We start from the raw sequence: 23,613 nt of genomic DNA, 5'->3' as shown, positions 1-23,613 counted from the left end.
GGGCTTAAGATCGCGTTATTGTATTGGCGACGATTGAGCGCCGCCTTGACGCAGGCCGATAACCGCTCCCCAATCGAACCATGAGCGACGCAGAATCCGAATCACGCACAAACGCCACCGAATATACGGTGAGCGAGATTTCCGGCGCGCTTAAGCGCACGGTCGAAGATGTCTTCGGCCATGTGCGGGTGCGCGGCGAAATCTCCGGCTATCGCGGGCCGCACTCTTCCGGCCATGCCTATTTTACGCTGAAGGACGACCGCGCACGGCTCGATGCGGTGGTCTGGAAAGGCACGATGAGCCGGCTGAAATTCCGCCCCGAAGAGGGGATGGAGGTGATCGCCACCGGCAAGCTCACCACCTATCCCGGCAAATCCAACTACCAGATCGTCATCGATAATCTCGAGCCGGCCGGCGCCGGTGCGCTGATGGCACTGTTGGAAGAGCGCAAGCGACGGCTGCAGGCTGAAGGGCTGTTCGACGCCGGTCGCAAGCGGCGACTGCCGTTCATGCCATGCACCATCGGCGTCGTCACCTCCCCGACCGGATCGGTCATCCGCGACATCATTCACCGCATCAAGGACCGCTTTCCACTGCATGTGCTGGTCTGGCCGGTGAGAGTCCAGGGCGAGACGGCAGGCGCGGAAGTGACGGCCGCCGTCAACGGCTTCAACGCGCTGGCCTGGGATGGCGCCATTGCCCAGCCCGACCTTCTGATCGTGGCGCGCGGCGGCGGCAGCCTGGAAGACCTCTGGGGGTTCAACGATGAAGGTCTGGCGCGTGCGGTTGCCGCCTCGCGCATTCCGGTGATTTCGGCCGTCGGCCACGAGACCGACTGGACGCTGATCGATCTCGTCGCCGATATCCGGGCGCCAACGCCGACGGGCGCAGCGGAGATCGCGGTGCCGGTGAAGGCGGATCTCGAAGCGACGCTCGCCAGTCTTGGCGCACGGCTCAAGGCGGCGGTCTTGCGCAATTTCGAACGCAAACGGCAGGCCTCGCGCGCGGCCGCCCGCGCGCTCCCCTCGCCAGACCAGTTGCTGGCGCTGCCGCGCCGGCGCCTGGACGAGGCGACCAGCCGGCTCGGCCGGGCGCTGTCGGTCAGCATCGAGCGCAAGCGGACCAAGCTTCAGGGACAGCGGCTGACGCCGGCCACCCTGTCGCGACGCATCAACGAGGCACGCACGCTGACCGGACGCGACCTGGCGCGGGCGCAAGCAGCATTTTTCGGCATCGTGCGCGAACGGCGCACCCGGTTTTCGCGCGCAGCAAAGCGGCTGTCGCCGGCGCCGATCGCCAGGCGGCAGAAATTGCAGGCGGACGCGCTGGCAGCACTGACGCGCCGCCAGGATCATGCGGTTTCGCGACGGCTCGACCGGCTGCGCGGACAATTGACCCAGGCTGACCGGCTGCTGGCGACGCTGTCGCACAAGGCGGTGCTGGCGCGTGGCTTCGCGCTGGTCAAGGACGCTGAAGGCGCAGTGATCAAGCTGGCGGCGGATGTCGCGCCGGGCGCATCGCTGCAAATCGAGTTCGCCGACGGCACCACGAATGCGGTTGCGACCGGCGGCACGGGGCAGCCGGGGGCAGTTGCCAAACCGGCTACGCCGCCTGCCAGCAAGCCCGCGGTCACCAAGGCTGCCCCCAGCAAACCAAAAGAACCGGGCAATCAGGGCTCGCTTTTCTAGAGGACGGCATGACCAGCCACGACCCGCATCTTCAAACGCCGGCCGGCAAGCCGCGCGCCCGTGCGTTCGGCATTGCCTTTGAAGGCACGCCAGGCCGCTTCAATGCCATCACCGACGTGCCCGGTGTGAGCGTCGGCTATGCGACGCTGATCTCAGGCGATGGTCCGCTCGATGTCGGCACAGGACCGGTGCGCACCGGCGTCACCGCCATCCTGCCGCGACCGTTAGCGGAGCTCGCCACGCCGGTGTTTGCCGGCGTGTTCAGCCAGAACGGCAATGGCGAGCTGACGGGCTCGCATATCATCGAGGAGGTCGGCGCCTTCAACCTGCCGGTCACCATCACCAACACGCATTCCTGCGGCGTCACCCGCGACGGCACGCTGCGCTGGATGCAACGCGTGCTGCCGGCGGCACTCGACAGTGGTTGGGGGCTGCCGGTGGCGGCGGAAACCTATGACGGCTTCCTCAACGACATCAACGGCCATCATGTCGGCTTCGAACATGTCGAAGCCGCGCTCGATGCGGCTTCGGGCGGAGCCATCGAGGAAGGCAGCGTCGGCGGCGGCACCGGCATGATCGCCTTCGGCTTCAAGGCCGGCTCCGGCACGGCCTCGCGCCTCGTCGAATGGCAAGGTGTCAGGCATACGGTCGGCGTGTTCGTGCAGGCGAATTTCGGCAAGCGGCACAATTTCACGCTGCGCGGCGCGCGCGTCGGACCTGATCTGGTGGAACCGGCGATGCGCGAAGGCACGCCGCGCGCCGAGAAGGGTTCGATCATCGCCATTGTCGCCACCGATGCGCCCTTCCTACCGCATCAGATGAAGCGGCTGGCAAGGCGTGTGCCGCTCGGCATCGCCATGACCGGCGGCTTCGGCTACCACAGTTCGGGCGACATTTTCCTCGCCTTCACCACCGCCAACCCGCAAGCAGCACTTGCGCCGCCAGGACAGATGGCCAGCGCCGCTTACATTCCGGACGTCGATATCGACCCGTTCTTCGATGCGGTGGTGCAGGGTGTGGAAGAGGCGATCCTCAATGCGATGGTTGCCAATGAGGATATGAGCGGGCGCGACGGCAATTTCGTGCCGGCGCTGCCGAAGGCCTGGCTGAAAAATCGGTTTGGATAGATGGGAGCCCGGCTCTCGCGACCGGGCATGACATTTATTCGGCGGGCTTGCCCGAATTTGCGTTGCTCTGGTCGGCCTCGGCCGCCTCTTCGAGCCGCGAGGCGATCAGCTCCTGGATGTCGCCGACTTCTTCCTGGATATCCTCCAGCGGGATGCCGACCTCGGCCGCCTTGGCGGCGCATTCCTTGGCCAGGGTCTCGGCCTGCTTCTCGATCTTTACCGGCGAGTGCTGGCAGTGGACCTTTTCACCAATCCACCCGCGCAAAAACTCGATCGCATGTTCACTCATACTGCTTTTCCCTGGCGGCTATGCCGGTTGGTAATCGTAAACGTCCGCACCCGGTAAAGGATGCATGCCCGCATTCGAACCGAGTCGGCTTCGCCGGGCAAGCCGATCTTGCCCGAGGTCCACAAAGCCGAAGGAAGGGAAGGGTTCAAGGAGCACGTTCTGATTGTTTGATAGAGTGGTACCGTTGGCTGGGATCGAACCAGCGACCTCCGGATCCACAATCCGGCGCTCTAACCATCTGAGCTACAACGGCACGTTCGCCTGAGCCAGATCGTGGTGAAAAATTCATTCTCCGAGATCCGCTCTGTCGTTCGGCGATGCGTCCAATACGGTCTATCAGAGTCTAATTCAAGGCCTTTGATAAGGCAAAGCCCGGTTCCTCGAGCGGGCGCCGCTTTTCAGCAGGCAAAAGAAAAGGCCGGCGGGAGGAGGTGCCGGCCTTTTCCTGTTACGAGCCAGCGGGAGGAGGTGCTGGCTGGTCACCCCGGAGAGCAGAGGGAGGAGGTTCCACTCGCCGGGTATTCACTGGACAACTCTATCGCACACCTATTTGTCTGACGAAATGCGACGTTTTGATGCATCGCAGAGTTGTGCGTAATTATTAGGCGGCCTTGATGTCCTTCAGGGCCTTCTCGAAAGCGGTCTTGACCGGCTTGGAGACGTCTTCGGCAGCCTTTGAAGCAACGGCCTGGAATTCCTTGGCCTGCTCGACGGTCAACTCGACGCGCTTGCGCAGGAAGGCGGTCTGCAGCTCGACGACTTCCGACAGCGACTTGGCGCCGATCAGGGCTTCGAGATGCGAGAAGCCGGCTTCGGCATTGGCGCGCAGAGCGGCGATGGTCTTGAGCGACAGGTCGCTGGAAACGGTCTTGGCGGTCTCGAAGGTCGATTCCAGAACTTTCTGGGTCTCTTCGGCGCCGGTCTTCAGCTTGGAATAGGCTTCCTTCGACTGCTCAACGCCCTTTTCGGCGAAAGCGCGGATCTGGTCGGTCGCCTTGGAGGCGTCGAAGCTCGGGAATTCAACGTTTTCGACGGTCTCAGCGGTCTTGGCCTTGGTCATTTTCCATCCTTTCGGGAGGTAGCGGCTTTGACAGAAAGCCGTCTCGTTCATGTATGATGGCAATATAGCGGTTTTTTTGTGCGATGCAATATCTTTGTTGCAGTGCACCATAAATTTCTTCCGCAACGTTACCCCGGGCATTACCCAAGGGTCGTTAACCAAGAGGCCAGAGATTCCGTCTGCTTTCCGCCACAGCTTGTGGACCTTCGCCGCGTGGGCTTTTATTAACAAAGCGTTAACTGCAAATTGCCCGCCTTGTAGGTTCGCCAAGAGGTTTCACCGAAAGGGTCCGCCAAGCGCATGCCGTCCGAGAACTACTCTTTCCTCGATGTCGCCGTGCTCGACGCGGTCCGCCGGCGCTTCGCCGCCGGCGACGCGATCGCGATTCTGTCGACTGACCTCGAACAGGTGATCTGGGCCAACGGGCCGGGCGCGGCGGTGTTCGGCTATTCCGATATCGAAGCCATCATCGGCGCCTCGGCACAGCTGCCGCTGATCGCCAGGCGGCAGATCATGGCGACCGCCGGCTTCCCGAAGATCGGCAGCGACCGCGCCATCACGGTGCGGCTGGCGACCGGCATGACCAGCCGTGCCGTCGGCTTCCTGGCCAGTGCGGTGACTATGCCGGACGGCGAAAGCGCCATCATGCTGGCGCTGCCGGCAGCACAGACCGGCTCGCGCAGTGCCGCCGACATTGCGGCCCGCGCCATCAGCGGCTTTAACGAAGACGGCCATTTCATCGCCTTTGTCGACGCCGCCGGCACCGTCGAGGCGGCTTCGGATGGTTTTGCCGCGCTCGCCATCCGGCCTGAAACGCTGGCGGCGCTCGTCGCCGATGTGGCGAGCCAGGACGACCGCATCGTCAAGCGGCTGGTCCCGGGCGGTTCCACGTCCTATCCGGCGGGCTTTGCCCGTCTGACCGAGTCCAGGCATCTGCTGGTGGTCATCGACGAGGATCAGCTCGGGGAGGAAAATCCCGTCGGTGAGCTGGATGCCGAACCTGCTGTAGCGCAGCAGGACGCGGACCCGACGCAAGCCGCCCCAGAGGACGCGGCAGCAGTAGCGGCGGATGCGGTAGCCGACCAACCCGCAGCAAGCGGGAATCAGGGCGCACCGCTCGCGGTCGTGCCAGACGTCGCCGAGGCCGCTCCGACAGCGACTGAGCATGATGCTTCGGCGCCAACCGATACAAAGGCAGACGATCGCGGGCAAACGACCGGCCGCGAGCAGGCGGCGAACGACAGCGCGCCTGTGCAACATGATCATTGGTACTTCCATGCCGGCGAAGAGCCGCAGGCGAGCGAGCCGGACAGCCCGACCGAAGCCGAGCCGGAATCGGTTGTGTCGGCCGTGAACCCGCAGCCGGACAGTACTGTTGCCACCTCGCCCACCCTGCCCTCCAATGTAACCTCACCGGCTGCGCCACCCGCCGCCCGCGAGATCGACCGCACGGCGCCGCCGCTGCGTTTCGTCTGGCGCACCGACGCCGAGGGCAAATTCAGCGCGCTGTCGCCGGAATTCACCGACATCGTCGGCAAGCCCGCCGCCGATGTGATCGGCCGCCGCTTCAAGGATGTCGCGACAACATTCGGCCTCGATGCCTCTGGCGAGATCGCCGGCCTGCTCGAACGGCGCGACACCTGGTCGGGCCGCTCGGTGCTGTGGCCGGTGACCGGCACGGACCTGAAGATTCCTGTCGATCTGGCGGCACTCCCCGTCTATGGCCGCAGCCGCGCCTTCGAAGGGTTCCGTGGGTTCGGCGTCGCCCGCGCCAGCGATGCGGTGGTCGATCCGGAAGCGATCGGCATGGCGCTGGTCCCCAACCGCACGCCACCGGCGGCAGCCGAGCCAGGCGCGGAACAGACCGTGGCGGAAGCTCCTAAGGCGGCCGATCCGTTCGAGGGCGAAGTGCCTGCACTGACCATCGTGCCGAAGCAGGAACGGCGTTTCGCCGACAAGGTCATTCGGCTGGCCGAGCATCGGCAGCCCGCCAATGACAAGGGCCTGTCGACGCTGGAACGCAGCGCTTTCCGAGAGATCGGCGAGCGGCTGAAGAAGGACAATCCTCCGCCGGAGCAGCCGGAGACCAGCAAGCCGGCCGAACCTGCCAAGCCACATCAGGTGGCGCCGGACCAGGCCGGGCCGGACCACGCCAAGGCAGATCAGCCCAAGCCGGATCATGTCGAGGTGGACCAGGCTGAAACGGCCGCGCCAGCCCAGCAACCCGCCGAGGCCACGGACGAAGCCATCCCGGCAGCCGCATCCGAAACACCGGCAATTGAAAGCGAAACGGCTGAGGCCGAACCGCCCGAAGGCGACGCCGAGGACGAAAAGGATCTGGCGCGGCTCGACGGCGCCGAGCCGGACAAAGCGGCTGCAGACAAGGATGCGGGCGCGACGAAAGCGCCGATCGTGTCGCGCTCGCTGCTCGACTATGCCGATCCCGAACCAGGCTCCGTCACCGGCGAAGGCGACGCGGCGACGTCTTCCGGTAGCGAACCGGCGCCGGCTTCCGAGCCGGTAGAGACGAGCGCACAAGAGACCGTCGAAGCTTCCGAACCGCAACCGGCTGTTGCCGAGGCGCCGGCCGATGCCGGCGAAGACGGCAGCATGACTGCCGCCGATTTCCGCGATGCCGAGGACAATGAGGATTGGGCCCCGGCTGGCGAGGCGACCGGTTCGGCCGTGCAAGACGGTGACAAGACCGGTGCTGCGGACACCGCGCCGGCAGAACCGCCGCGCCTGAAAGTGCCGCCGCTCAAGCTTGAAGGGTTCGTGCCCTCGGCATTTTCGGCCGGAGATGAACGCAAGGCGCCGGACACCTCGTTGCTCGGCAAATTGCCGGTGCCGCTGCTGATCCATTCCGGTGACGAGCTTCACTACGCCAATGAGGAATTCCTCGGCCTCACCGGCTATGACACGCTCGAGGATTTGAGCGATGCTGGCGGCCTCGACGCGCTATTTGCCGATCCCTATTCTGAAGCGGCAGATGAAAGCGACCACGCGCTTCGGCTGAAGACGCGCGAGGGCCAAGAATTTCCGATCGAAGCCATTTTGCGTTCGGTGCCATGGCGCGCCGGCAAGGCGCTGATGCTGGTGGTGCGGCGCACCGGCGACGATGAGGCGCCGGTGGCCGCGCATGTCGCAGCTGAAGAACAGACGCAGCCCGACGTTTCCGAGCTCAAATCGCGCATTGCCGAAATGCGCACCATCATCGACACCGCGACCGATGGCGTGGTGCTGATCGGCCGTGACGGCGACATCCGCTCGATCAGCCGGCCGGCCGAGGCGCTGTTCGGCTTCGACAGCGACGAGGTGACCGGCAAGCCGTTCGCTTCGCTGTTTGCCATCGAAAGCCAGCGCGCGGCGCGCGACTACCTCAACGGCCTGTCCGAGCCTGGCGTGGCGAGCGTCATGAATGATGGCCGCGAGGTGATCGGGCGAGAGGCGCAGGGGCGCTTCATTCCGCTGTTCATGACCATAGGCAGGCTGCCCAACGACAGCGGCTTCTGCGCCGTGGTGCGCGACATCACGCAGTGGAAGCGCGCCGAAGAGGACCTGACCCAGGCACGCGCGGTGGCTGAGCGCGCCTCCTCGCAGAAGACCGATTTTCTCGCGCGCATCAGCCACGAAATCCGCACGCCGCTCAACGCCATTATCGGCTTCTCCGAGCTGATGGTGGATGAGAAGTTCGGCCCGGTCGCCAATGATCGCTACCGCGACTATCTGCGCGACATCAACCGCTCGGGCAACCACGTGCTCGACCTCGTCAACGACCTGCTCGACATCTCGAAGATCGAGGCCGGCCAGCAGGAGATGGACTACGAGGCGGTGTCGCTCAACGATACGCTGGGCGAGACGGTGGCGATGATGCAGCCGCAGGCCAATCGCGAGCGCGTCATCATTCGCTCCAGCTTTGCTTCGCGGCTGCCGGAAGTGGTCGCCGACCTCAGAAGTGTGCGCCAGATCGCGCTCAACATCCTGTCTAACGCCATCCGCTATACGCAGGCCGGCGGCCAGGTGATCGTGTCGACTGCCTATGAAACCTCCGGCGACGTCGTCATGCGGGTGCGCGACACCGGCATCGGCATGAGCCATGCCGAGATCGAGCAGGCGCTGAAGCCGTTCAAGCAGATCAACGCGCTGAAGCGCGGACGCGGTGACGGCACTGGCCTCGGCCTGCCGCTGACCAAGGCGATGGTGGAGGCGAACCGCGCCCGCTTCACCATCACCTCGACACCCGGCGAAGGAACGCTGGTCGAGGTCGCCTTCCCGTCGACGCGTGTTCTGGCGGAATAGAGCCGCTCCATCCAGAACCGGCACAAAGAAAAGGCGTCCAACAGGACGCCTTAAAGGGATTTTGCTGTCACAACGGGGGCTTGAGCGAATCTGATCCTCAGGGGACGAGGAACGGGATTTCTCCCTCAAGTTACGTGCCACTATCGACGCCGGGCCTTAACAACTCCTTACCGGCCGCCCAAAAAATTTACGAATGTGTACCACTCGTGAAATCTAGGTAAATTCGACCGACATATCTCGTTAACCATGCCGGCGGCGGTCACTCCGCCAGCTGCGGCAAGTTCCTGAACAGCTCCAGCGCCTCCGGATTGGCCAGCGCCTCCTTGTTCTTGATGGCGCGGCCGTGGACCACGTCGCGCACCGCAAGCTCGGTGATCTTGCCCGATTTGGTGCGCGGAATGTCTGAGACGGCAACGATCTTTGCCGGCACGTGGCGCGGGCTGGCGCCGGTGCGGATCTTCGCCCGGATGCGCTTTTCCAGATCCTCGTCCAGCGTCACGCCGGCGGCCAGCCGCACGAACAGCACGACGCGCACGTCATTGTCGAAATCCTGGCCGATGCACAGCGCTTCGAGGATTTCCGGCATCTGTTCGACCTGGTTGTAGATCTCCGCCGTGCCGATGCGCACCCCGCCCGGATTGAGCGTCGCGTCGGAGCGGCCATGGATGATCATGCCGCCATGCGCCGTCCATTCGGCGAAGTCGCCATGGCACCAGACGTTGTCGAAGCGCTCGAAATAGGCGGCCTGGTATTTCTTGCCCTCGGGGTCATTCCAGAAACCGATCGGCATCGACGGAAACGCTTTTGTGCAGACCAGTTCGCCTTTCTCCTCGCGAATCGGCTGGCCGTCATCATCCCAGACATCGACGGCAAGGCCGAGGCCGGGTCCCTGGATCTCGCCGGTCCAGACAGCTTGCGTCGGGACGCCGAGAACGAAGCAGGAGACGATGTCGGTGCCGCCGGAGACCGAGGCAAGGTGCACGTCCTCCTTGATCCCGTCATAGACAAAGCGAAAGTCCTCGGGCGACAGCGGCGAGCCGGTGGAGGAGATCGCCCGCACGGTCGACAGATCATGGCTGCGGATCGGCTTGAGGCCGGCCTTGCGCACGGAATCGATGAATTTGGCCGAGGTGCCGAAGAAGGTCATCTTCTCGGCATCGGCGAAGCTGAACAGCACATTGCCGTCAGGGTAGAAGGGCGAGCCGTCATAGAGCAGCAGCGTCGCGCCTGACGCCAGGCCCGACACCAGCCAGTTCCACATCATCCAGCCGCAGGTGGTGAAGTAGAAGAAGCGGTCGCCTTCGACGAGGCCGGCATGCAGCCGGTGTTCCTTGACATGCTGGATCAGCGTGCCACCGGCCGAATGAACGATGCATTTGGGAATGCCGGTCGTTCCCGACGAAAACAGGATGTAGAGCGGATGCGCAAACGGCAGGCGCTCGAATGTGAGGGACTTTGCCGCAAAAGGCGACAGCGCCTCTTCCAGCGCCACGGCCTTGTCGATAATCCCTGCGATATCGCGCGACGTGCCGAGATAGTCGACGATCAGCACCTTGCCGACGGTTTCGAGCTTCGTGGCAACGGCAGCGATCTTGTCGGCAACCTCGATTGCCTTGCCATTGTACCAGTAGCCGTCCGGCGCGATGAAGACGACGGGTTCGATCTGGCCGAAACGGTCAAGCACGCCCTGTTCGCCGAAATCGGGAGAGCAGGACGACCAGACCGCGCCAATCGAGGCGGCGGCCAGCATGGCGGCGACGGTTTCCGGCATGTTGGGCATCATTGCCGCGATACGGTCGCCCTTTTTCACCTTGAGCGACAGGAAAAGCTGCTGAAAGCGCGAGGTCAGCTGGTGCAGTTCGTTCCACGACAGCCGCCGCTCGATCTTGTCCTCGCCGCGAAAGACGATTGCCGCACCGGAACCGGTCTTTTTCAGCAGGTTCTCGGCGAAGTTGAGCGTCGCATCGGGGAAGAACGATGCGACGGGCATCTTGTCGCCATCGACGAGCACCGTCTCACCCTTGTCGCCGACAATGCCGCAAAAGTCCCACAGCAGGCTCCAGAAGCGTTCGCGATCCTCGACCGACCAGCGGTGCAGCTCGGCGTAGGAGGCGAAGGATGCGCCGGTTTTGGCTGCCGCCGCCTTCATGAAGGCGGTCAGCGGCGCTGCATCGATCCGGTCTTGCGTCGGGGTCCAGAGCGGTGCTTCGGCAGCCATGATCGATCCTCCTTGAAGCCGGTCGCGTCGCAAGACTGATATGCTTTTGTTTCTATGCATGTCGCTGTCCCGGAACCGCTGCGCACTTCCGGGCGACATGCATTAGCCCCAGCTTTACAGGCGCCGCTGTCCCAAAAACGCCGCGTCTCGTGCCAGGCTGAAGCTGCATCGCTTATGCCTATCGCCATGCGGCAGAGCAAGATTTTGTTCAGCTAAGCTCGGCCAGCTGTGCGCAATTGCCATCGCCGGGCCATAAAGACTTGAAATGCGTCAGCGCTGGGTTACACCCATCGGGCGATTTTTGTCGGAATGAAAGCATACGGGGCGATATGCCATCACCTTTGATCCGGCACGGAATATGGGCGATCGGCGTTGCCGTGCTCGTCATCGCGCTGGTCGTCGCCGCTCTGCCGCTGATTGCCTCGACCCGGATCGTGCGCGACCGCATCGCCTGGGAGATGAGCGCATGGAGCGGTTTCAGGGTCACCATTGACGGTTCGCCACGTATCGAGGTGTGGCCGAACTTCCGCGCCATATTGAGCGACGTCACGCTGTCGCAGTGGACCGAGACCGACGCGCCGCCGGTGATCGAAGCCGAGCGGGTCGAGGTCGACCTTTCAGCCATGGCGGCGCTGCAGGGCGATGTGGTGTTTTCGACGGCGCGGCTGGTGCGGCCGACGATCCGGGTCCAGCGCACCGCAAACGGCATGTTTCTGCCCGCCATGCCGACCGGAGGGCGCATCACGCGCTCCATCGACACCGCGCGCGGCGTGGTCAGCGCCGATCCGGCGAAGCCTGATCTGAGCAAGCTGCCGACCGATCCGTTCGGCACTGTGGAGTTCAGGGACGGCCGCATGGTCGCCTCCATCGGCGGCAAGGACGTCGAATTGCTGACCAGCCTCAGCGGCCAGGCAAACTGGGCGGCGATGAACAGCAATGCGACCTTGTCGGCGACCGGCATCTGGCGCGGCGAAAGCGTCACCGTCGATGCATCCTCGGCCAATCCGCTGGTTCTGTTTGCCGGCGGTGCTGCGCCAATCACCTTTTCGTTGAAGGCTGCGCCGGCCAGCTTCTCGTTCGACGGCACGGCCGGCATGTCGCAAAACGCCTATTTCGACGGCCAGGTGAAATTCGCCGCACCGTCGCTGCGGCGCGTGCTGGAATGGTCGCAGGCCGGAATTGCACCGGGCGCCGCCATCGGCTCGGTGTCGATTTCGAGCAAGATCACGGCGACGGCCGGCCGCATCAAATTCGAAAACACCGCGGTCGCGCTCGACAACAACCCGGGAATGGGGGCGCTGGACTTCTCGTTCGGCGACGCCTTGCCGGTGATTTCCGGCACGCTCGCCTTCGATACGCTCGATCTCAGGTCGCTGTTCTCCGCCTTCACGCCGCTTGCGCCCACCGGCGAAACCGGCCCCGGGGAAATCGACACCAACTTTGCCGACCGCGTCAATCTCGATCTGAGGCTATCGGCGGCGCATGCCTCGGCCGGCGCGATCCAGCTTGCAGACGTCGCCGCCACGGCGCAGGTCAAGAACGGGCTTGCCGTCTTCGACATTTCCGATGCGTCGGCCTTTGGCGGCAACGTTCAGAGCAGCCTGCGCTTCGACCGCAAGCCGGAGGGTTCGCAGGTCGAGATCCGGCTGCTCGCCTCCGACATTGACGGCGCCGCTTTCGGCAAGGCTGCCGGCATGACGCGATTGGTGCCGGCCAGCACCGGCACGGTCTCGGTTATCCTCAAAGGGCCGGGGAAATCGTGGGACTCGATCTTCGAGAACGCTGACGGCTCGGTCTCGGCGACGTTCGGGCCAGGCGCACTGAGCGGGCTCAATTTGCCGGCGTTTCTGAAGCACACCGAACAGGGCGGCTTCTTCGCGCTCGACGATGTCTCGGACGGGACGCTGCCGATCGACGGCGCCGAGCTCAAGGCCACCATCTCGAAGGGCGTGGCGCGGCTGGACAAGGCCGAGGCCAATTCGGCGAAATACAAGATCTGGCTGTCCGGCATCGCGTCCTATGGCGGACGCGGGCTGGCGCTGTCGGGCGGTATCACCCAGGCCGATCCGGCGGCAGCGCCCGCCAATGGCCAGCAGGGGCCCAACCAGTCGTCTTTCTTCGTCGGCGGCACCTGGAGCACACCGTTCATCTCGCCGATCAGCCGCGGCATCTCAGGCGAATAGGCAGCCCCTCCACGGGAGCTGCCATGCTCTGTTTGTTTGACGCAATTCCGAACGGAATTGCTCGGGATCAGCCGCGCTGCGCGGCCTGTTCGTCGAGTTGACGCTGCACCTCACGCCGTTTGTTGGCGACCGAGGCGATGACAACGCCTACCGCCACGACGGCGATCAGGATGGTGCAGGCGGCATTGATCTCCGGCGTCACACCGAGACGCACCTGGCTGTAGATCTTCATCGGCAGCGTGGTGGCGCCGGGGCCAGAGGTGAAACTGGCGATAACCAGATCGTCGAGCGAGAGCGTAAAGGCCAGCATCCAGCCGGACACGATGGCCGGCATGATGACTGGCAGCGTGATCTGGAAGAAGGTCTTTACCGGCGTTGCGCCGAGATCCATCGCGGCCTCCTCCAGCGACCGGTCGAACGAGACCAAACGCGACTGCACGACGACGGCCACAAAACACATGGTCAACGTGATGTGGGCAAGCGTGACCGTGAAGAAACCGCGGTCGAGACCGACGGCGACGAACAACAACAGCAGCGACAGGCCGGTGATGACTTCCGGCATGACCAGCGGCGCAAACACCATGCCGGAAAACAGGATGCGGCCCCGGAAGCGGGTGTAGCGGGTCAAGGTCAGGGCCGCCAGCGTGCCGAGCACGGTCGCCACCGTGGCGGAGATGACACCGACGCGCGCCGTCACCCAGGTTGCGTCCATCAGCCCCTGATTGTGGAACAGCGAGACATACCATTTGGTCGAGAAGCCGCCCCAGACGGTGACCAGCTTCGATTCGTTGAACGAGAAGACGACGAGCAGCACGATCGGCAGATAGAGGAAGGCAAAGCCCAGCACGACCGAGGTGACATTGAAGCGGCTCCAGGTGGCGTTCATTTGTCCTGCTCCTGGGCGCGTGCTTGGGCCTGCTGGAACAGCATGATCGGCACGATCAAGAGCAGCAGCAGGATGACGGCGACGGCCGACGACACCGGCCAGTCACGGTTGGCGAAAAACTCGTTCCACAAGGTCTTGCCGATCATCAGCGTCTGCGAGCCGCCGAGCAGGTCGGGAATGACGAACTCGCCGACCGCCGGGATGAACACCAGCAGGCAACCGGCAATGACGCCAGGCAGCGACAGCGGGAAGGTGATCTTCCAGAAGGCGGCGGTCGGCGGACAGCCGAGATCCTTGGCTGCCTCAATCAGCGAATAATCCATCTTTTCCAGCGACGAATAGAGCGGCAGCACCATGAATGGCAGGTAGGAATAGACGATGCCGATGAAGATCGCCGTGTAGGTGTTGAGGATGATCAGCGGCTGATTGATGACGTGCAGCGACAGCAGCAGCTGGTTGAGCAACCCTTCGGGCTTGAGGATGCCGATCCAGGCGTAGACGCGGATCAGGAACGAGGTCCAGAACGGCAGGATCACCAGCATCAGCAAGGTCGGGCGGATGGTCGCCGGCGCGCGCGCCATCCCGTAGGCGATGGGGAAGCCGACGACCAAGGTCAGGATCGTCGAGACTGCAGCGATAATGACGCTGGTGACATAGGCTTTGAAGTAAAGCGCGTCCTGCGTCAGCCAGACATAATTGTCGAAGTTGAGATCGCGGAAGCCAGCGAAGAAACCGGAAATGCCGTCCGTGAAGTCGAGCACCGGCGTGTAGGGCGGCATTGCGATTGCCGATTGCGACAGCGAAATCTTGAAGACGATGATGAACGGGATGAAGAAGAAGAACAGCAGCCAGAGATAGGGGACGATGATAACGAGCCTGCTTACAAAGCCGGCGCCGAGCCGTGTCAGCAACGGTTTGGCCGCTGTCGATGGGCCGGCGTCGGTGATGGCGATGTTGGACATGGCCGCCCCCTATCGTGTCAGCACGACGCCGGCGTCCGGCCTGAAGGAGACCCAGGCGCGGTCGTTCCAGGTCAGCGGATCCTCGGTGACGCGCGCCGCGTTCAGGGCGCTTGCCCGCACCATCTGCCCGTCGTCAAGCCTGATATGATAGACGGTCATGTCGCCGAGATATGCGACGTCATAAACCTCCCCTTCGAGCACATTGGCGCCATCGGCCGGCTTTTTGGACGACACCTTGATCTTCTCCGGCCTGATGGCGAAGACGATGTTGGAACCAGCGACGGCATCGGCGCTGTTTTCGACGACGATGTGGGCTCCGGTCGCTCCGGTGATGCGCGTCGTGTTCCCCGCGCGCTCGGCGACCTTGCCTTCGAACATGTTCACATTGCCAACAAAGTGCGCGACGAAGCGCGAGCTGGGCGCCTCATAGACTTCGGCGGGCGTGGCGACCTGCATCACCTCGCCCTTTTCAAGGATGGCGATGCGGTCGGCCATGGTCATGGCCTCCTCTTGGTCGTGGGTAACGACGACAAAGGTGAGCCCCAGCGTCTGCTGCATATCCATCAGCTCGAACTGCGTTTCCTCGCGCAGTTTCTTGTCGAGTGCGCCGAGCGGCTCGTCGAGCAGCAACACTTTTGGCCGCTTGGCAACCGAGCGGGCGAGCGCGACGCGCTGGCGCTGGCCGCCCGACAATTGGTGCGGCTTACGCTTGGCGAACTGCTCGAGCTTGACCAGCTTCAGCATCTCGGCGACGCGCTTTGCGATGTCCGGCGCCGGCATACCTTCCTGCTTGAGGCCGAAGGCGATGTTCTTTTCCACCGTCATATGCGGGAACAGCGCATAGGACTGAAACATCATGTTGACCGGGCGGCGATAGGGCGGGATGCCACGCAGGTCCTGGCCGTCGAGAAGGATGCGGCCGGCGGTTGGCTCCTCGAAGCCGGCAAGCATCCGCAGCAGCGTCGACTTTCCGCAGCCCGACGCGCCGAGCAGGGCGAAGAACTCACGCTCGAAGATGGTCAGCGACAAATTGTTGACGGCGGTGAAGTCACCGAACTTTTTGGTGACGTTTTCGAATTGAATGTATGGCTTGGCGTTCGGGTCGTTCCATGGCGCGAAATCCCTGCGGATGCTGCCAAGCGATTTCATGTCCCACTCCGTCCTGTTTTTTTGCTTCTTGCCCCAGAGAAGAATGGCCCCGGCAGGTGACTACCGGGGCCATGTCGCATTGCTTACTGGCCGGTGACGATCTTGGTCCAGCTGCGCGTGATCAGACGCTGCGTCTTGGGATCGTAGGGCTGGACCGTATAGAGTTTTTTCAAGGTCTCGGCGTCCGGATAGACCGCCGGATCATCCAGCAGCGCCTTGTCGACGAACTGCTGCGAAGCCTTGTTGCCGTTGGCGTACAACACATAGTTGGACGACTTGGCGATCACTTCGGGCTTCATCATGTAGTTGAGGAATTCGAGTGCCTCGGCGACATGCGGCGCATCTGCGGGGATCGCCATCTGGTCGAACCACATCTGCGCGCCTTCCTTCGGCACGGAATAGCCGATCTCGACGCCTTGCTTGGCCTCCACGGCGCGGTTGCGCGCCTGGAAGACGTCACCCGACCAGCCGACCGCCAGGCAGATATCGCCATTGGCGAGCGCGTTGATGTATTCAGACGAATGGAATTTGCGGATGTAGGGCCGCACCTTCAGCAAGGTCTCCTCGGCCTTGGCGATGTCGTCGGGCGAAGTGCTGTTGGGGTCGAGGCCGAGATATTTCAGTGCCGCCGGGATGAGGTCGGCCGGCGAGTCCAGCACATAGACGCCGCAGTCCTTCAGCTTGGCCAGGCTGTCGGGATTGAAGAACACATCCCAGCTGTCGATCTTGTCGGTGCCGAGTGCTGCCTGCACCTTCTTGATGTTGTAGCCGATGCCGACCGTGCCCCACATGTAGTTGACCGAATATTCGTTGCCGGGATCGTATTTGGCGGTCCGTTCCAGAACGGTGTCCCACATGTTGGAGATGTTCGGCAGCTTCGACTTGTCGAGCTTCTGGAACACACCGGCCTGAATCTGACGCGCCAGGAAATTGCCGCTGGGCACGACGACGTCGTAGCCGCTGCCGCCGGCAAGCAGCTTGGTCTCGAGGATCTCGTTGGAATCGAAGGTGTCATAGACCACCTTGATGCCGGTTTCCTTGGTGAAGTCCTCGATGATCGAGCTGTCAATGTAGTCCGACCAGTTGAAGACGTTGACGACGCGGTCCTCGGCATGACCACCGACGGTAAAAAGCGTCAGAAATGCCGAGGTTGCCGAAAGCCAGAGCGCTTTGCGGATCATGCTATTCTCCTTTGATGAGTGTTCCTTCGCCAATTCGTCGCAGGTTCAGCGCGATTGGGCATTTGCTTCAGAGTATTGAGCTTTCCGGGCAGCCACAAGCGTGAACTGCCGGCGCCATGCGGGCGGTTCGACAAGCAGCGGATGATGGCTCTGTGTGCCCGCCTGGCGGGCGCGCCGACACCGTCAGAGGCTTTCGCCGTGGCGCGGGCAGGGATACGACGCTGTGATCCGGTCCTGGTCCGACCGGCGGGGACACTTGGCAAGATACGCCTGTCTTGTTGTTGCCGTGTCTCCAGCCTGCCCGTGCGGTAGCAACATTGTCAATGGCCCATCTCGCGCTTTGGGCGCGCGGCGTCGTCAATTGGGCAAAGGCAGGTCAATTGGGGGAAGGCAGGCCGGTGACGCCGGGCCGCGCCGGCCGCGCCTGGCGCTTGAATTCAAGCCCGATATGGACGAGCAGCGCGGCAACCACGACCGCGCCGCCGATGATGGTGCGCACCGAGGGCACCTCGCCATGGACGAGCCAGACCCAGATCGGGCCAAGGATCGGCTCGAACGTGCCGAGCAGTGCCGCGATGGCCGCCGGGACCAGCCGGGCGCCGGTGGCGAAGAAGGCAAGGCCAAGGCCGAGATTGACGACGCCGAAGGCAAACAGGAAAGCCATGTCGTGGCCGGAAACCGCGAACTGCGTGGCTTGCGACGCGGCAAACGCCGCTGCCAGCATCGTGCCGAGGCAGGTCGCCGGTGTCATGCGGACATGGGCGAAGCGACGGGTGATGACGGTGGCGATGGAGAACATGACCGCGATCAACAGCGCCAGGCCGTCGCCAATCGGCGATACGGCGCCGTCGAGCGATTCCGACACCATGATGGCGACGCCGGCGATGACGGCGGCGATCGCCATCCAGGTCGCGACGGCGACGCGTTCGCGAAACAGCACCCAGGCAAGCAAAGCCGCCAGCAGCGGCACACCGGCCTGCATCAACAGGATATTGGCGACGGTGGTGTAGGCAAGGGCGACAACGAAGCAGGTCGAGGCGGTGGCGAAGCACACGGCCACGGCAAGGCCGGGCAGGCCCATGTCGCGAAACAGCCGCGGCACGCCGCGCCAGCCGTCGCGCCAGGCCATGAAGCAAACCAGGAACGCAGCCGCCCACAGCGAGCGCCAGAACACCACCGTCCAGCTGTCAGTGGTGTGGATGAAGCGGGCAATGGTGCCGCCAAAGCTCCACATCAGCGCCGACAGGAACACCAGCAGGAAGCCGATGCGCTCCTCGCGCGGCGACACGGTCGGCGAAGCAGTTATCGGCATTGATGCGGTGTCGGTCATGGGCTGCGACTGTCGGCTAACTCGGAATGGCATGATGCACAATGGACGACAGAAACGTGCCGCATTCGCCTAGCGCAAAGGCTACAGCCGGACGTGATCCAGCCCGGCATTCCCTTTGGCGCACCGCGTGCCAGCCGGCGGCATTCAGTCAAAAAAAGTCGATGGCGCCTACGACGTGGTTTTGTTGCCGCGGATGAAGCGCCAGAGACCGGCCAGCGGAACCAACAGGAGAATGCCGAACTTCTTCAGCGCGATCAGCGCGACCGCAATGAGCCCTGCCTTGGCCGCCAGTTTGCCGGCGATGAGGCCGCCAATGCCGACTGCAGCCACGGTGTCGGTGCCGGGCAGGAAGTCGGTGTATTTCTTGCCGGTGTTGAAATCGGCAACGCCGAGCACTTCATCCAGGCTCTGCTTGATCTCCGGCAATTGTTCCACCGTGGCGATGTAGCTCATCACGAAGACGCCTTCCCGGCCGAGGAAACGGACATCGTAGTTGAGCGTGTGGACGGTATCGTCGCCGAACTGCAGCTCCTTTGCCCAGTGCAGCCGCTTATGGATGAAATCATAGACAGGGGGCGAAGCCCAGCCGATCAGCTTGATCGGCTGATAGCCGTCCTTCACCCGCTGATCGTTGGCCGACAAAGTGTCCGCCTGCATGCTGCTCAGCAGTTCGGCGTAGTCGATGGCGGTGGCGTCGCTGTCATCGACATGGCCGATCTTTTTATAGCGCAGCTCGATGCCCCAACCGTTGCCGGCGATGGGTTCATACTTGGCCGGGAAAATCATGCCGATCGCTTCAGAGGCGGTATCAGGCGGGTTGCCCCAGGCCTCGGTCAGAACGGATGTCGCATCCTTCTTGTCCAGAAAGTAGAACTTGTCCTTGAGATCGAGATGGATGCCTTCCGGAAGGTCGACCGCGCCGGTCTTCGGATCGATCTTGTCCAGGAATGCCTTGCCGTCGTCGCTATACTGTTGATAGCCCTTGAAGAATTCAGAGGATTTTTCCGCCAGAGCAGGCCCTGCCGAAAAGGCAAGCGCCACGCCAAGCCACAAAGCTTTCCTGTCCATATAAGCCATCCCCCTTGGCTGCCCTCACCTTTCGATACCGCAGCGCCGATGCTTAATCAATATTTCGATCGCCTCGGCTGGGACAGGATCTATATTTCTCGTCGCTAATGTGCAGGCGTCTCTTCGAGGACCCACAAACCTCGACAAGCATCACTGAAAGTCGAAGGCGCTCAAGCCCGTCACCATCTCGTCGAGGCCGAGCGGGCGGGTCACCGGCGGCTCGGCGCGGGCGAGACAGCCGATGCGTTCGCACAGCCGGCAAGCCGGGCCGATCGCCGTGGCGGCGCCCTGTCCGGTCTTTGCCGACGCCGGCAGCCCCGCGCCATAGACGATCTCGTCGCGAAAGCCGATGTCGCAGCCCAACAGCAGCGCGGTACGGCGCGGGCGCTCCGAGAACGAGCCTTGCGGCCCCTCGAGCGTGCGGGCGATGCAGAGGAACTCGGCGCCGTCGGGCATTTCCACAGCCTCCACCAGGATCTGGCCAGGCAGTGCAAAGGCGGCATGCACAGGCAGTTTCGGACAGCCGCCGCCAAAACGGCTCTGTGGAAAGCCCTGGCCGCCCGCCTTGCGGAAGCGGTTGCCGGCATTGTCGACCTCGAGCATGAAGAACGGCACGCCGGAGGCACCGGGACGCTGCAGCGTGGTCAGACGGTTGGCCGCCTGCTCGAAGGAAACGCCAAAGCGCGAGCGCAGCACATCGATGTCATAGCGGGCCCGAACGGCGGCGGCATGAAAGGCCTGGTAAGGCATCATCAAGGCATGGGCGGCGTAGCGGCCGAGTTCGAAGCGGGCGAGCCGGCGGGCTTCATCGGTGCCGAGCTTCAGCGCCTGGATTTCGCCGGCGACTGCGACGGTCATGCGGATCAGGCAGGCCTCCATGGCGACCTCGCGCAACTGGTCGAAAGGCGACAACCGTTCGGACAGGAACAGGCGCTGCGAATGGCGGTCATAGCGGCGGCGCCAGTTCGGCATGGTGGCGACCGGCAACACCTTGACGACGATGCCGTATTCGCGTTTCAGCCAAGCCTTCAGCGCGCCGAACAGATCATCGCCCGGGTCGAGCACGGAGGTGAAGGCCTCGGCCTCTTCCTCGAGTGCTGCAAAATGGTTCGGCCGGCGTTCGAAAATCTCGTGCACCTCGTCGATCGGCAGCCGTGCGCCGGAAAGTGCGGTGGCCCGGCCCTCACGCGCCAGAAGTTCGTTGAGATCGGACAGCCGCTCGGCCTGCTCGCGATAGGCGCGAAACAGCTTTATCATCGCGGCCGACGCGTTGGGCGCAGCCTCGGCGAGCTCGATCAGCTCCTGGTCGCCCGGCAATTCGCCGGCAAGCAGCGGATCGCCGAACACCTCCTTCAAGGCCGAGATCGACCCCCTCGCCTCGCCCTGCAGCTCATGCGGGTCGACCTTGTAGACCGAGGCCAGTTTCAGGATCAGCTGCACCGTCAGCGGCCGCTGATTGCGCTCGATAAGATTGAGATAGGAGGGCGAGATGCCGAGGCCTTCGGCCATCGCCGTCTGGGTCAGGCCCTTGGCGAGGCGGATGCGGCGGATGCGCGGCCCCGCAAAGATCTTCTGGTCGGCCATCGGCTGTCCTTGACAAGAATTTTACACCGCTTGCGCGCCATGAGCGCGCATCGGCTTTTACAATCGTGACAAATTTACAGCGCTCGCCCGTCAAACACAACACAGGTTTTCTCTTATTTTCTGCGAGATATGGCGGTTTCTCTGGGCTCTCTTCGCGCCGCAATGTAAATGATGTCATACATCGACGGCGCAAATTTCGAGAACGCGGCGTTGCAGACACTGGCATCGATTGATCTGGAGTGAAAAATGACCGATTTTTACAACCTCGTCCCATCCGCGCCCGAAGGCCGCTTCGACGGCATCGAACGGCCTTACTCGCCGGACGATGTGAAGCGGCTGCGCGGCTCGGTCCAGATCCGCCAGAGCCTTGCCGAAATGGGCGCCAACCGGCTGTGGAAGCTCATCCATGAGGAAGACTTCGTCAACGCGCTCGGCGCCATGTCGGGCAACCAGGCGATGCAGCAGGTGCGCGCCGGGCTGAAAGCAATCTATCTCTCAGGCTGGCAGGTCGCCGCCGACGCCAACACCGCGTCGGCCATGTATCCGGACCAGTCGCTTTATCCCGCCAATGCGGCGCCGGAACTGGTCAAGCGCATCAACCGCACGCTGCAGCGCGCCGACCAGATCGAGACCTCGGAAGGCAACGGCCTGTCGGTCGATACCTGGTTCGCGCCGATCGTCGCTGATGCCGAGGCCGGCTTCGGCGGCCCGCTCAACGCCTTCGAGATCATGAAGGCGTTCATCGAGGCGGGCGCTGCCGGCGTCCACTATGAGGATCAGCTGGCCTCGGAAAAGAAGTGCGGCCATCTCGGCGGCAAGGTGTTGATCCCGACCGCAGCGCATATCCGCAACCTCAATGCGGCGCGCCTTGCGGCCGACGTGATGGGCACGCCGACGCTGGTCGTGGCGCGCACCGACGCGGAAGCGGCAAAACTGTTGACCTCGGACATTGACGAGCGCGACCAGCCGTTCGTCGACTACGATGCCGGCCGCACGGTCGAAGGCTTCTACCAGGTCAGGAACGGCATCGAACCATGCATCGCGCGCGCCATTGCCTATGCGCCGCATGCCGACCTGATCTGGTGCGAGACCTCGAAGCCCGATCTGGCGCAGGCCAAGAAGTTCGCCGAGGGCGTGCGCAGGCATCACCCTGGCAAGCTGCTCGCCTATAATTGCTCGCCGTCGTTCAACTGGAAGAAGAACCTCGACGACGCGACGATCGCCAAGTTCCAGCGCGAGCTAGGCGCCATGGGCTACAAGTTCCAGTTCATCACGCTGGCCGGGTTCCATCAGCTCAATTTCGGCATGTTCGAGCTGGCCCGCGGCTACAAAGCGCGGCAGATGGCGGCCTATACCGAGCTGCAGGAAGCCGAATTCGCGGCCGAAGTCCATGGCTACACCGCGACCAAGCACCAGCGCGAGGTCGGCACCGGCTATTTCGACGCGGTGTCGATGGCAATCAGCGGCGGCCAGTCCTCGACCACCGCCATGCATGAATCGACCGAGCACGCCCAGTTCAAACCGGCAGCGGAATAGCAGCAACCAACAGAGGAAACGCCCAACAGGGCAAGGGACATAGGAGAAGAAAAATGGCATCGATAAGCCGTGTCAAGGAACGTGCAGAAGAGCAGTCCACCACCATGAGCGTCGACCAGCAGGCGACCATCCGCATGCTGGCCAACGACCTGCACAGGCTCAATCAATCGGTGATGAAGGCAGTCGAGGCGGGTGTCTCGGTGGAACTGGTGCGCTCGGCCCGGCACCATGGCGGCGACGGCAATTGGGGTGACCTGCTGATCCCGGTGATCGTCACGCAGCAGAATCACGGATGATCTTCCCTTGCGGAAGCTTTGTGCTTACGGAATCTTCTACACGGTCATGCACTGGCTGATTTCAACGTCACCCGCGCGTTTTCAGCGCGGGTGACTTTCGCTTTTGAGCACAAACTTAACTACAGTTTGAAAAAAGACCTTGGTTTCGCGGTTTAATATTTCCGGCTATATTTCCCGGCTTCACCATTTCAGCTTGACATGGCGCGCGATCTCGCGCCAATTGGCTCTCGTATTTCAACCCTGCATTGAAGCAGCGCCGAGTGCCCGCATCGCCCATGTGCCCTGTGAATCGCGAGACCGACACCGCCAAACATCCGAAGTCGACAAGCAGGGATGCGAACTCCGAGATATCAACGGATTTCTCCCACGTGCTGGTCGTCGGAAAATCGCCGATCAACCGGGTGGTGGTGTCGAAGATCGTCGAGAAGTCCGGGCTGAAGCCGATCTCCGAGTCACTCGAAATGGCGACCAAGACACTGCGCACCCTCATTCCGGGCGCCGTCGTTCTCGATGGCGGCGCCGACAACAAGGATTGCGACGCGCTGATGTCGGCCATCGATGCCTTGCGGCGAGCGTCGGGCCGGTCGCTTCCCTCGGTGATCCTGCTTTCAACCAAGACCGGCACGCCCGAAAGCCTCGGCCTGTCCAGCGTTGTCGATGTGGTGGTGACCAAGCCGATCACCACCGAAAGGCTGCAGCCGGTGATCGACCGGCTGATCGGTCTTGGGCGCGGCTGATCGCACTCCGCGCCTTACTG

At 63.2% G+C, this 23,613-nt stretch carries 17 protein-coding genes and 1 tRNA gene; 7 read left to right on the top strand and 11 right to left on the bottom strand.

From position 1 onward, the window contains the following. The first annotated feature begins 80 nt into the window (after positions 1-80). Positions 81-1,688 carry an exodeoxyribonuclease VII large subunit gene (gene xseA / locus ACYHH6_RS11440; protein WP_352590989.1) on the top strand — a complete coding sequence of 536 codons (1,608 nt, stop codon included), beginning with the start codon at positions 81-83 and terminating at the stop codon, positions 1,686-1,688. Between the two features lie 8 nt (positions 1,689-1,696). Next, positions 1,697-2,815 carry a DmpA family aminopeptidase gene (locus ACYHH6_RS11435; RefSeq protein WP_352590991.1) on the top strand — a complete coding sequence of 373 codons (1,119 nt, stop codon included), beginning with the start codon at positions 1,697-1,699 and terminating at the stop codon, positions 2,813-2,815. 34 nt (positions 2,816-2,849) lie between these two features. On the opposite strand, the gene ACYHH6_RS11430 is transcribed toward ACYHH6_RS11435, so the two are convergent. The 3 genes from ACYHH6_RS11430 to ACYHH6_RS11420 all read right to left on the bottom strand — a co-directional run bounded on the left by ACYHH6_RS11430 (position 2,850) and on the right by ACYHH6_RS11420 (position 4,164). After that, positions 2,850-3,104 (bottom strand): DUF768 domain-containing protein, encoded by a 255-nt coding sequence (locus tag ACYHH6_RS11430; RefSeq protein WP_192248174.1) that lies wholly within the window; start codon positions 3,102-3,104, stop codon positions 2,850-2,852. Positions 3,105-3,280: 176 nt separating this feature from the next. Then, positions 3,281-3,357, bottom strand: a tRNA-His gene (locus ACYHH6_RS11425). 348 nt (positions 3,358-3,705) lie between these two features. Beyond that, positions 3,706-4,164 (bottom strand): phasin, encoded by a 459-nt coding sequence (locus tag ACYHH6_RS11420; protein ID WP_488500428.1) that lies wholly within the window; start codon positions 4,162-4,164, stop codon positions 3,706-3,708. Positions 4,165-4,464: 300 nt separating this feature from the next. Between ACYHH6_RS11420 and ACYHH6_RS11415 the strand changes: the two genes are divergently transcribed. After that, positions 4,465-8,463 (top strand): PAS domain S-box protein, encoded by a 3,999-nt coding sequence (locus tag ACYHH6_RS11415; protein ID WP_352590997.1) that lies wholly within the window; start codon positions 4,465-4,467, stop codon positions 8,461-8,463. A 259-nt stretch (positions 8,464-8,722) separates the two neighbouring features. Here ACYHH6_RS11415 and ACYHH6_RS11410 read toward each other — a convergent pair whose 3' ends face one another. Continuing rightward, entirely contained in the window at positions 8,723-10,681 is a 1,959-nt protein-coding gene (locus tag ACYHH6_RS11410; protein WP_352590999.1) for an acetoacetate--CoA ligase, read from the bottom strand. Between the two features lie 329 nt (positions 10,682-11,010). Here ACYHH6_RS11410 and ACYHH6_RS11405 point away from each other — a divergent pair, with 329 nt between their 5' ends. Next, positions 11,011-12,864: an AsmA family protein gene (locus ACYHH6_RS11405; protein ID WP_352591002.1), complete on the top strand. Its 1,854-nt coding sequence runs from the start codon at positions 11,011-11,013 to the stop codon at positions 12,862-12,864. Positions 12,865-12,931: 67 nt separating this feature from the next. On the opposite strand, the gene ACYHH6_RS11400 is transcribed toward ACYHH6_RS11405, so the two are convergent. The 7 genes from ACYHH6_RS11400 to ACYHH6_RS11370 form a co-directional block, all read right to left on the bottom strand. Further along, a complete protein-coding gene (locus ACYHH6_RS11400) occupies positions 12,932-13,750 on the bottom strand; it encodes an ABC transporter permease (RefSeq protein ID WP_352591005.1) in 819 nt (272 codons plus the stop codon). Beyond that, positions 13,747-14,712, bottom strand: coding sequence for an ABC transporter permease subunit (locus ACYHH6_RS11395; RefSeq protein ID WP_352591008.1), 966 nt, complete (start codon positions 14,710-14,712; stop codon positions 13,747-13,749). Before ACYHH6_RS11395 ends, ACYHH6_RS11400 begins: the two co-directional genes overlap by 4 nt. Before the next feature lie 9 nt (positions 14,713-14,721). Next, the gene (locus tag ACYHH6_RS11390) at positions 14,722-15,861 is read right to left on the bottom strand and encodes an ABC transporter ATP-binding protein (RefSeq protein WP_352591010.1); all 1,140 of its coding nucleotides are present in this window, start codon (positions 15,859-15,861) and stop codon (positions 14,722-14,724) included. Between the two features lie 83 nt (positions 15,862-15,944). Continuing rightward, a complete protein-coding gene (locus ACYHH6_RS11385) occupies positions 15,945-17,042 on the bottom strand; it encodes a polyamine ABC transporter substrate-binding protein (protein ID WP_352591013.1) in 1,098 nt (365 codons plus the stop codon). Between the two features lie 376 nt (positions 17,043-17,418). Continuing rightward, complete coding sequence (locus tag ACYHH6_RS11380) at positions 17,419-18,372, bottom strand: DMT family transporter (RefSeq protein ID WP_352591016.1); 954 nt, start codon at positions 18,370-18,372, stop codon at positions 17,419-17,421. 168 nt (positions 18,373-18,540) lie between these two features. Continuing rightward, positions 18,541-19,440, bottom strand: a complete 900-nt coding sequence (locus tag ACYHH6_RS11375; RefSeq protein ID WP_352591019.1) for a DUF2167 domain-containing protein — start codon at positions 19,438-19,440, stop codon at positions 18,541-18,543. A 150-nt stretch (positions 19,441-19,590) separates the two neighbouring features. Further along, positions 19,591-21,024 carry a helix-turn-helix domain-containing protein gene (locus ACYHH6_RS11370; RefSeq protein WP_352591022.1) on the bottom strand — a complete coding sequence of 478 codons (1,434 nt, stop codon included), beginning with the start codon at positions 21,022-21,024 and terminating at the stop codon, positions 19,591-19,593. Between the two features lie 246 nt (positions 21,025-21,270). Here ACYHH6_RS11370 and aceA point away from each other — a divergent pair, with 246 nt between their 5' ends. From aceA to ACYHH6_RS11355, 3 genes are all read left to right on the top strand, one after another. Beyond that, on the top strand, positions 21,271-22,560 hold the full coding sequence (gene aceA, locus ACYHH6_RS11365; RefSeq protein ID WP_352591025.1) for an isocitrate lyase: 1,290 nt from the start codon (positions 21,271-21,273) through the stop codon (positions 22,558-22,560). Between the two features lie 53 nt (positions 22,561-22,613). Then, positions 22,614-22,856 carry an SMc00767 family acetate metabolism repressor gene (locus tag ACYHH6_RS11360; protein WP_352558581.1) on the top strand — a complete coding sequence of 81 codons (243 nt, stop codon included), beginning with the start codon at positions 22,614-22,616 and terminating at the stop codon, positions 22,854-22,856. Between the two features lie 275 nt (positions 22,857-23,131). Continuing rightward, positions 23,132-23,593 (top strand): response regulator, encoded by a 462-nt coding sequence (locus tag ACYHH6_RS11355; RefSeq protein WP_352591028.1) that lies wholly within the window; start codon positions 23,132-23,134, stop codon positions 23,591-23,593. The last annotated feature ends 20 nt before the right edge of the window (positions 23,594-23,613 follow it).

The sequence above is a fragment of the Mesorhizobium sp. P171375 genome (assembly GCF_057786075.1).
The sequence above is the reverse complement of the archived record's forward strand: the minus strand, read 5'-3'. Positions and strand labels throughout refer to the sequence as shown.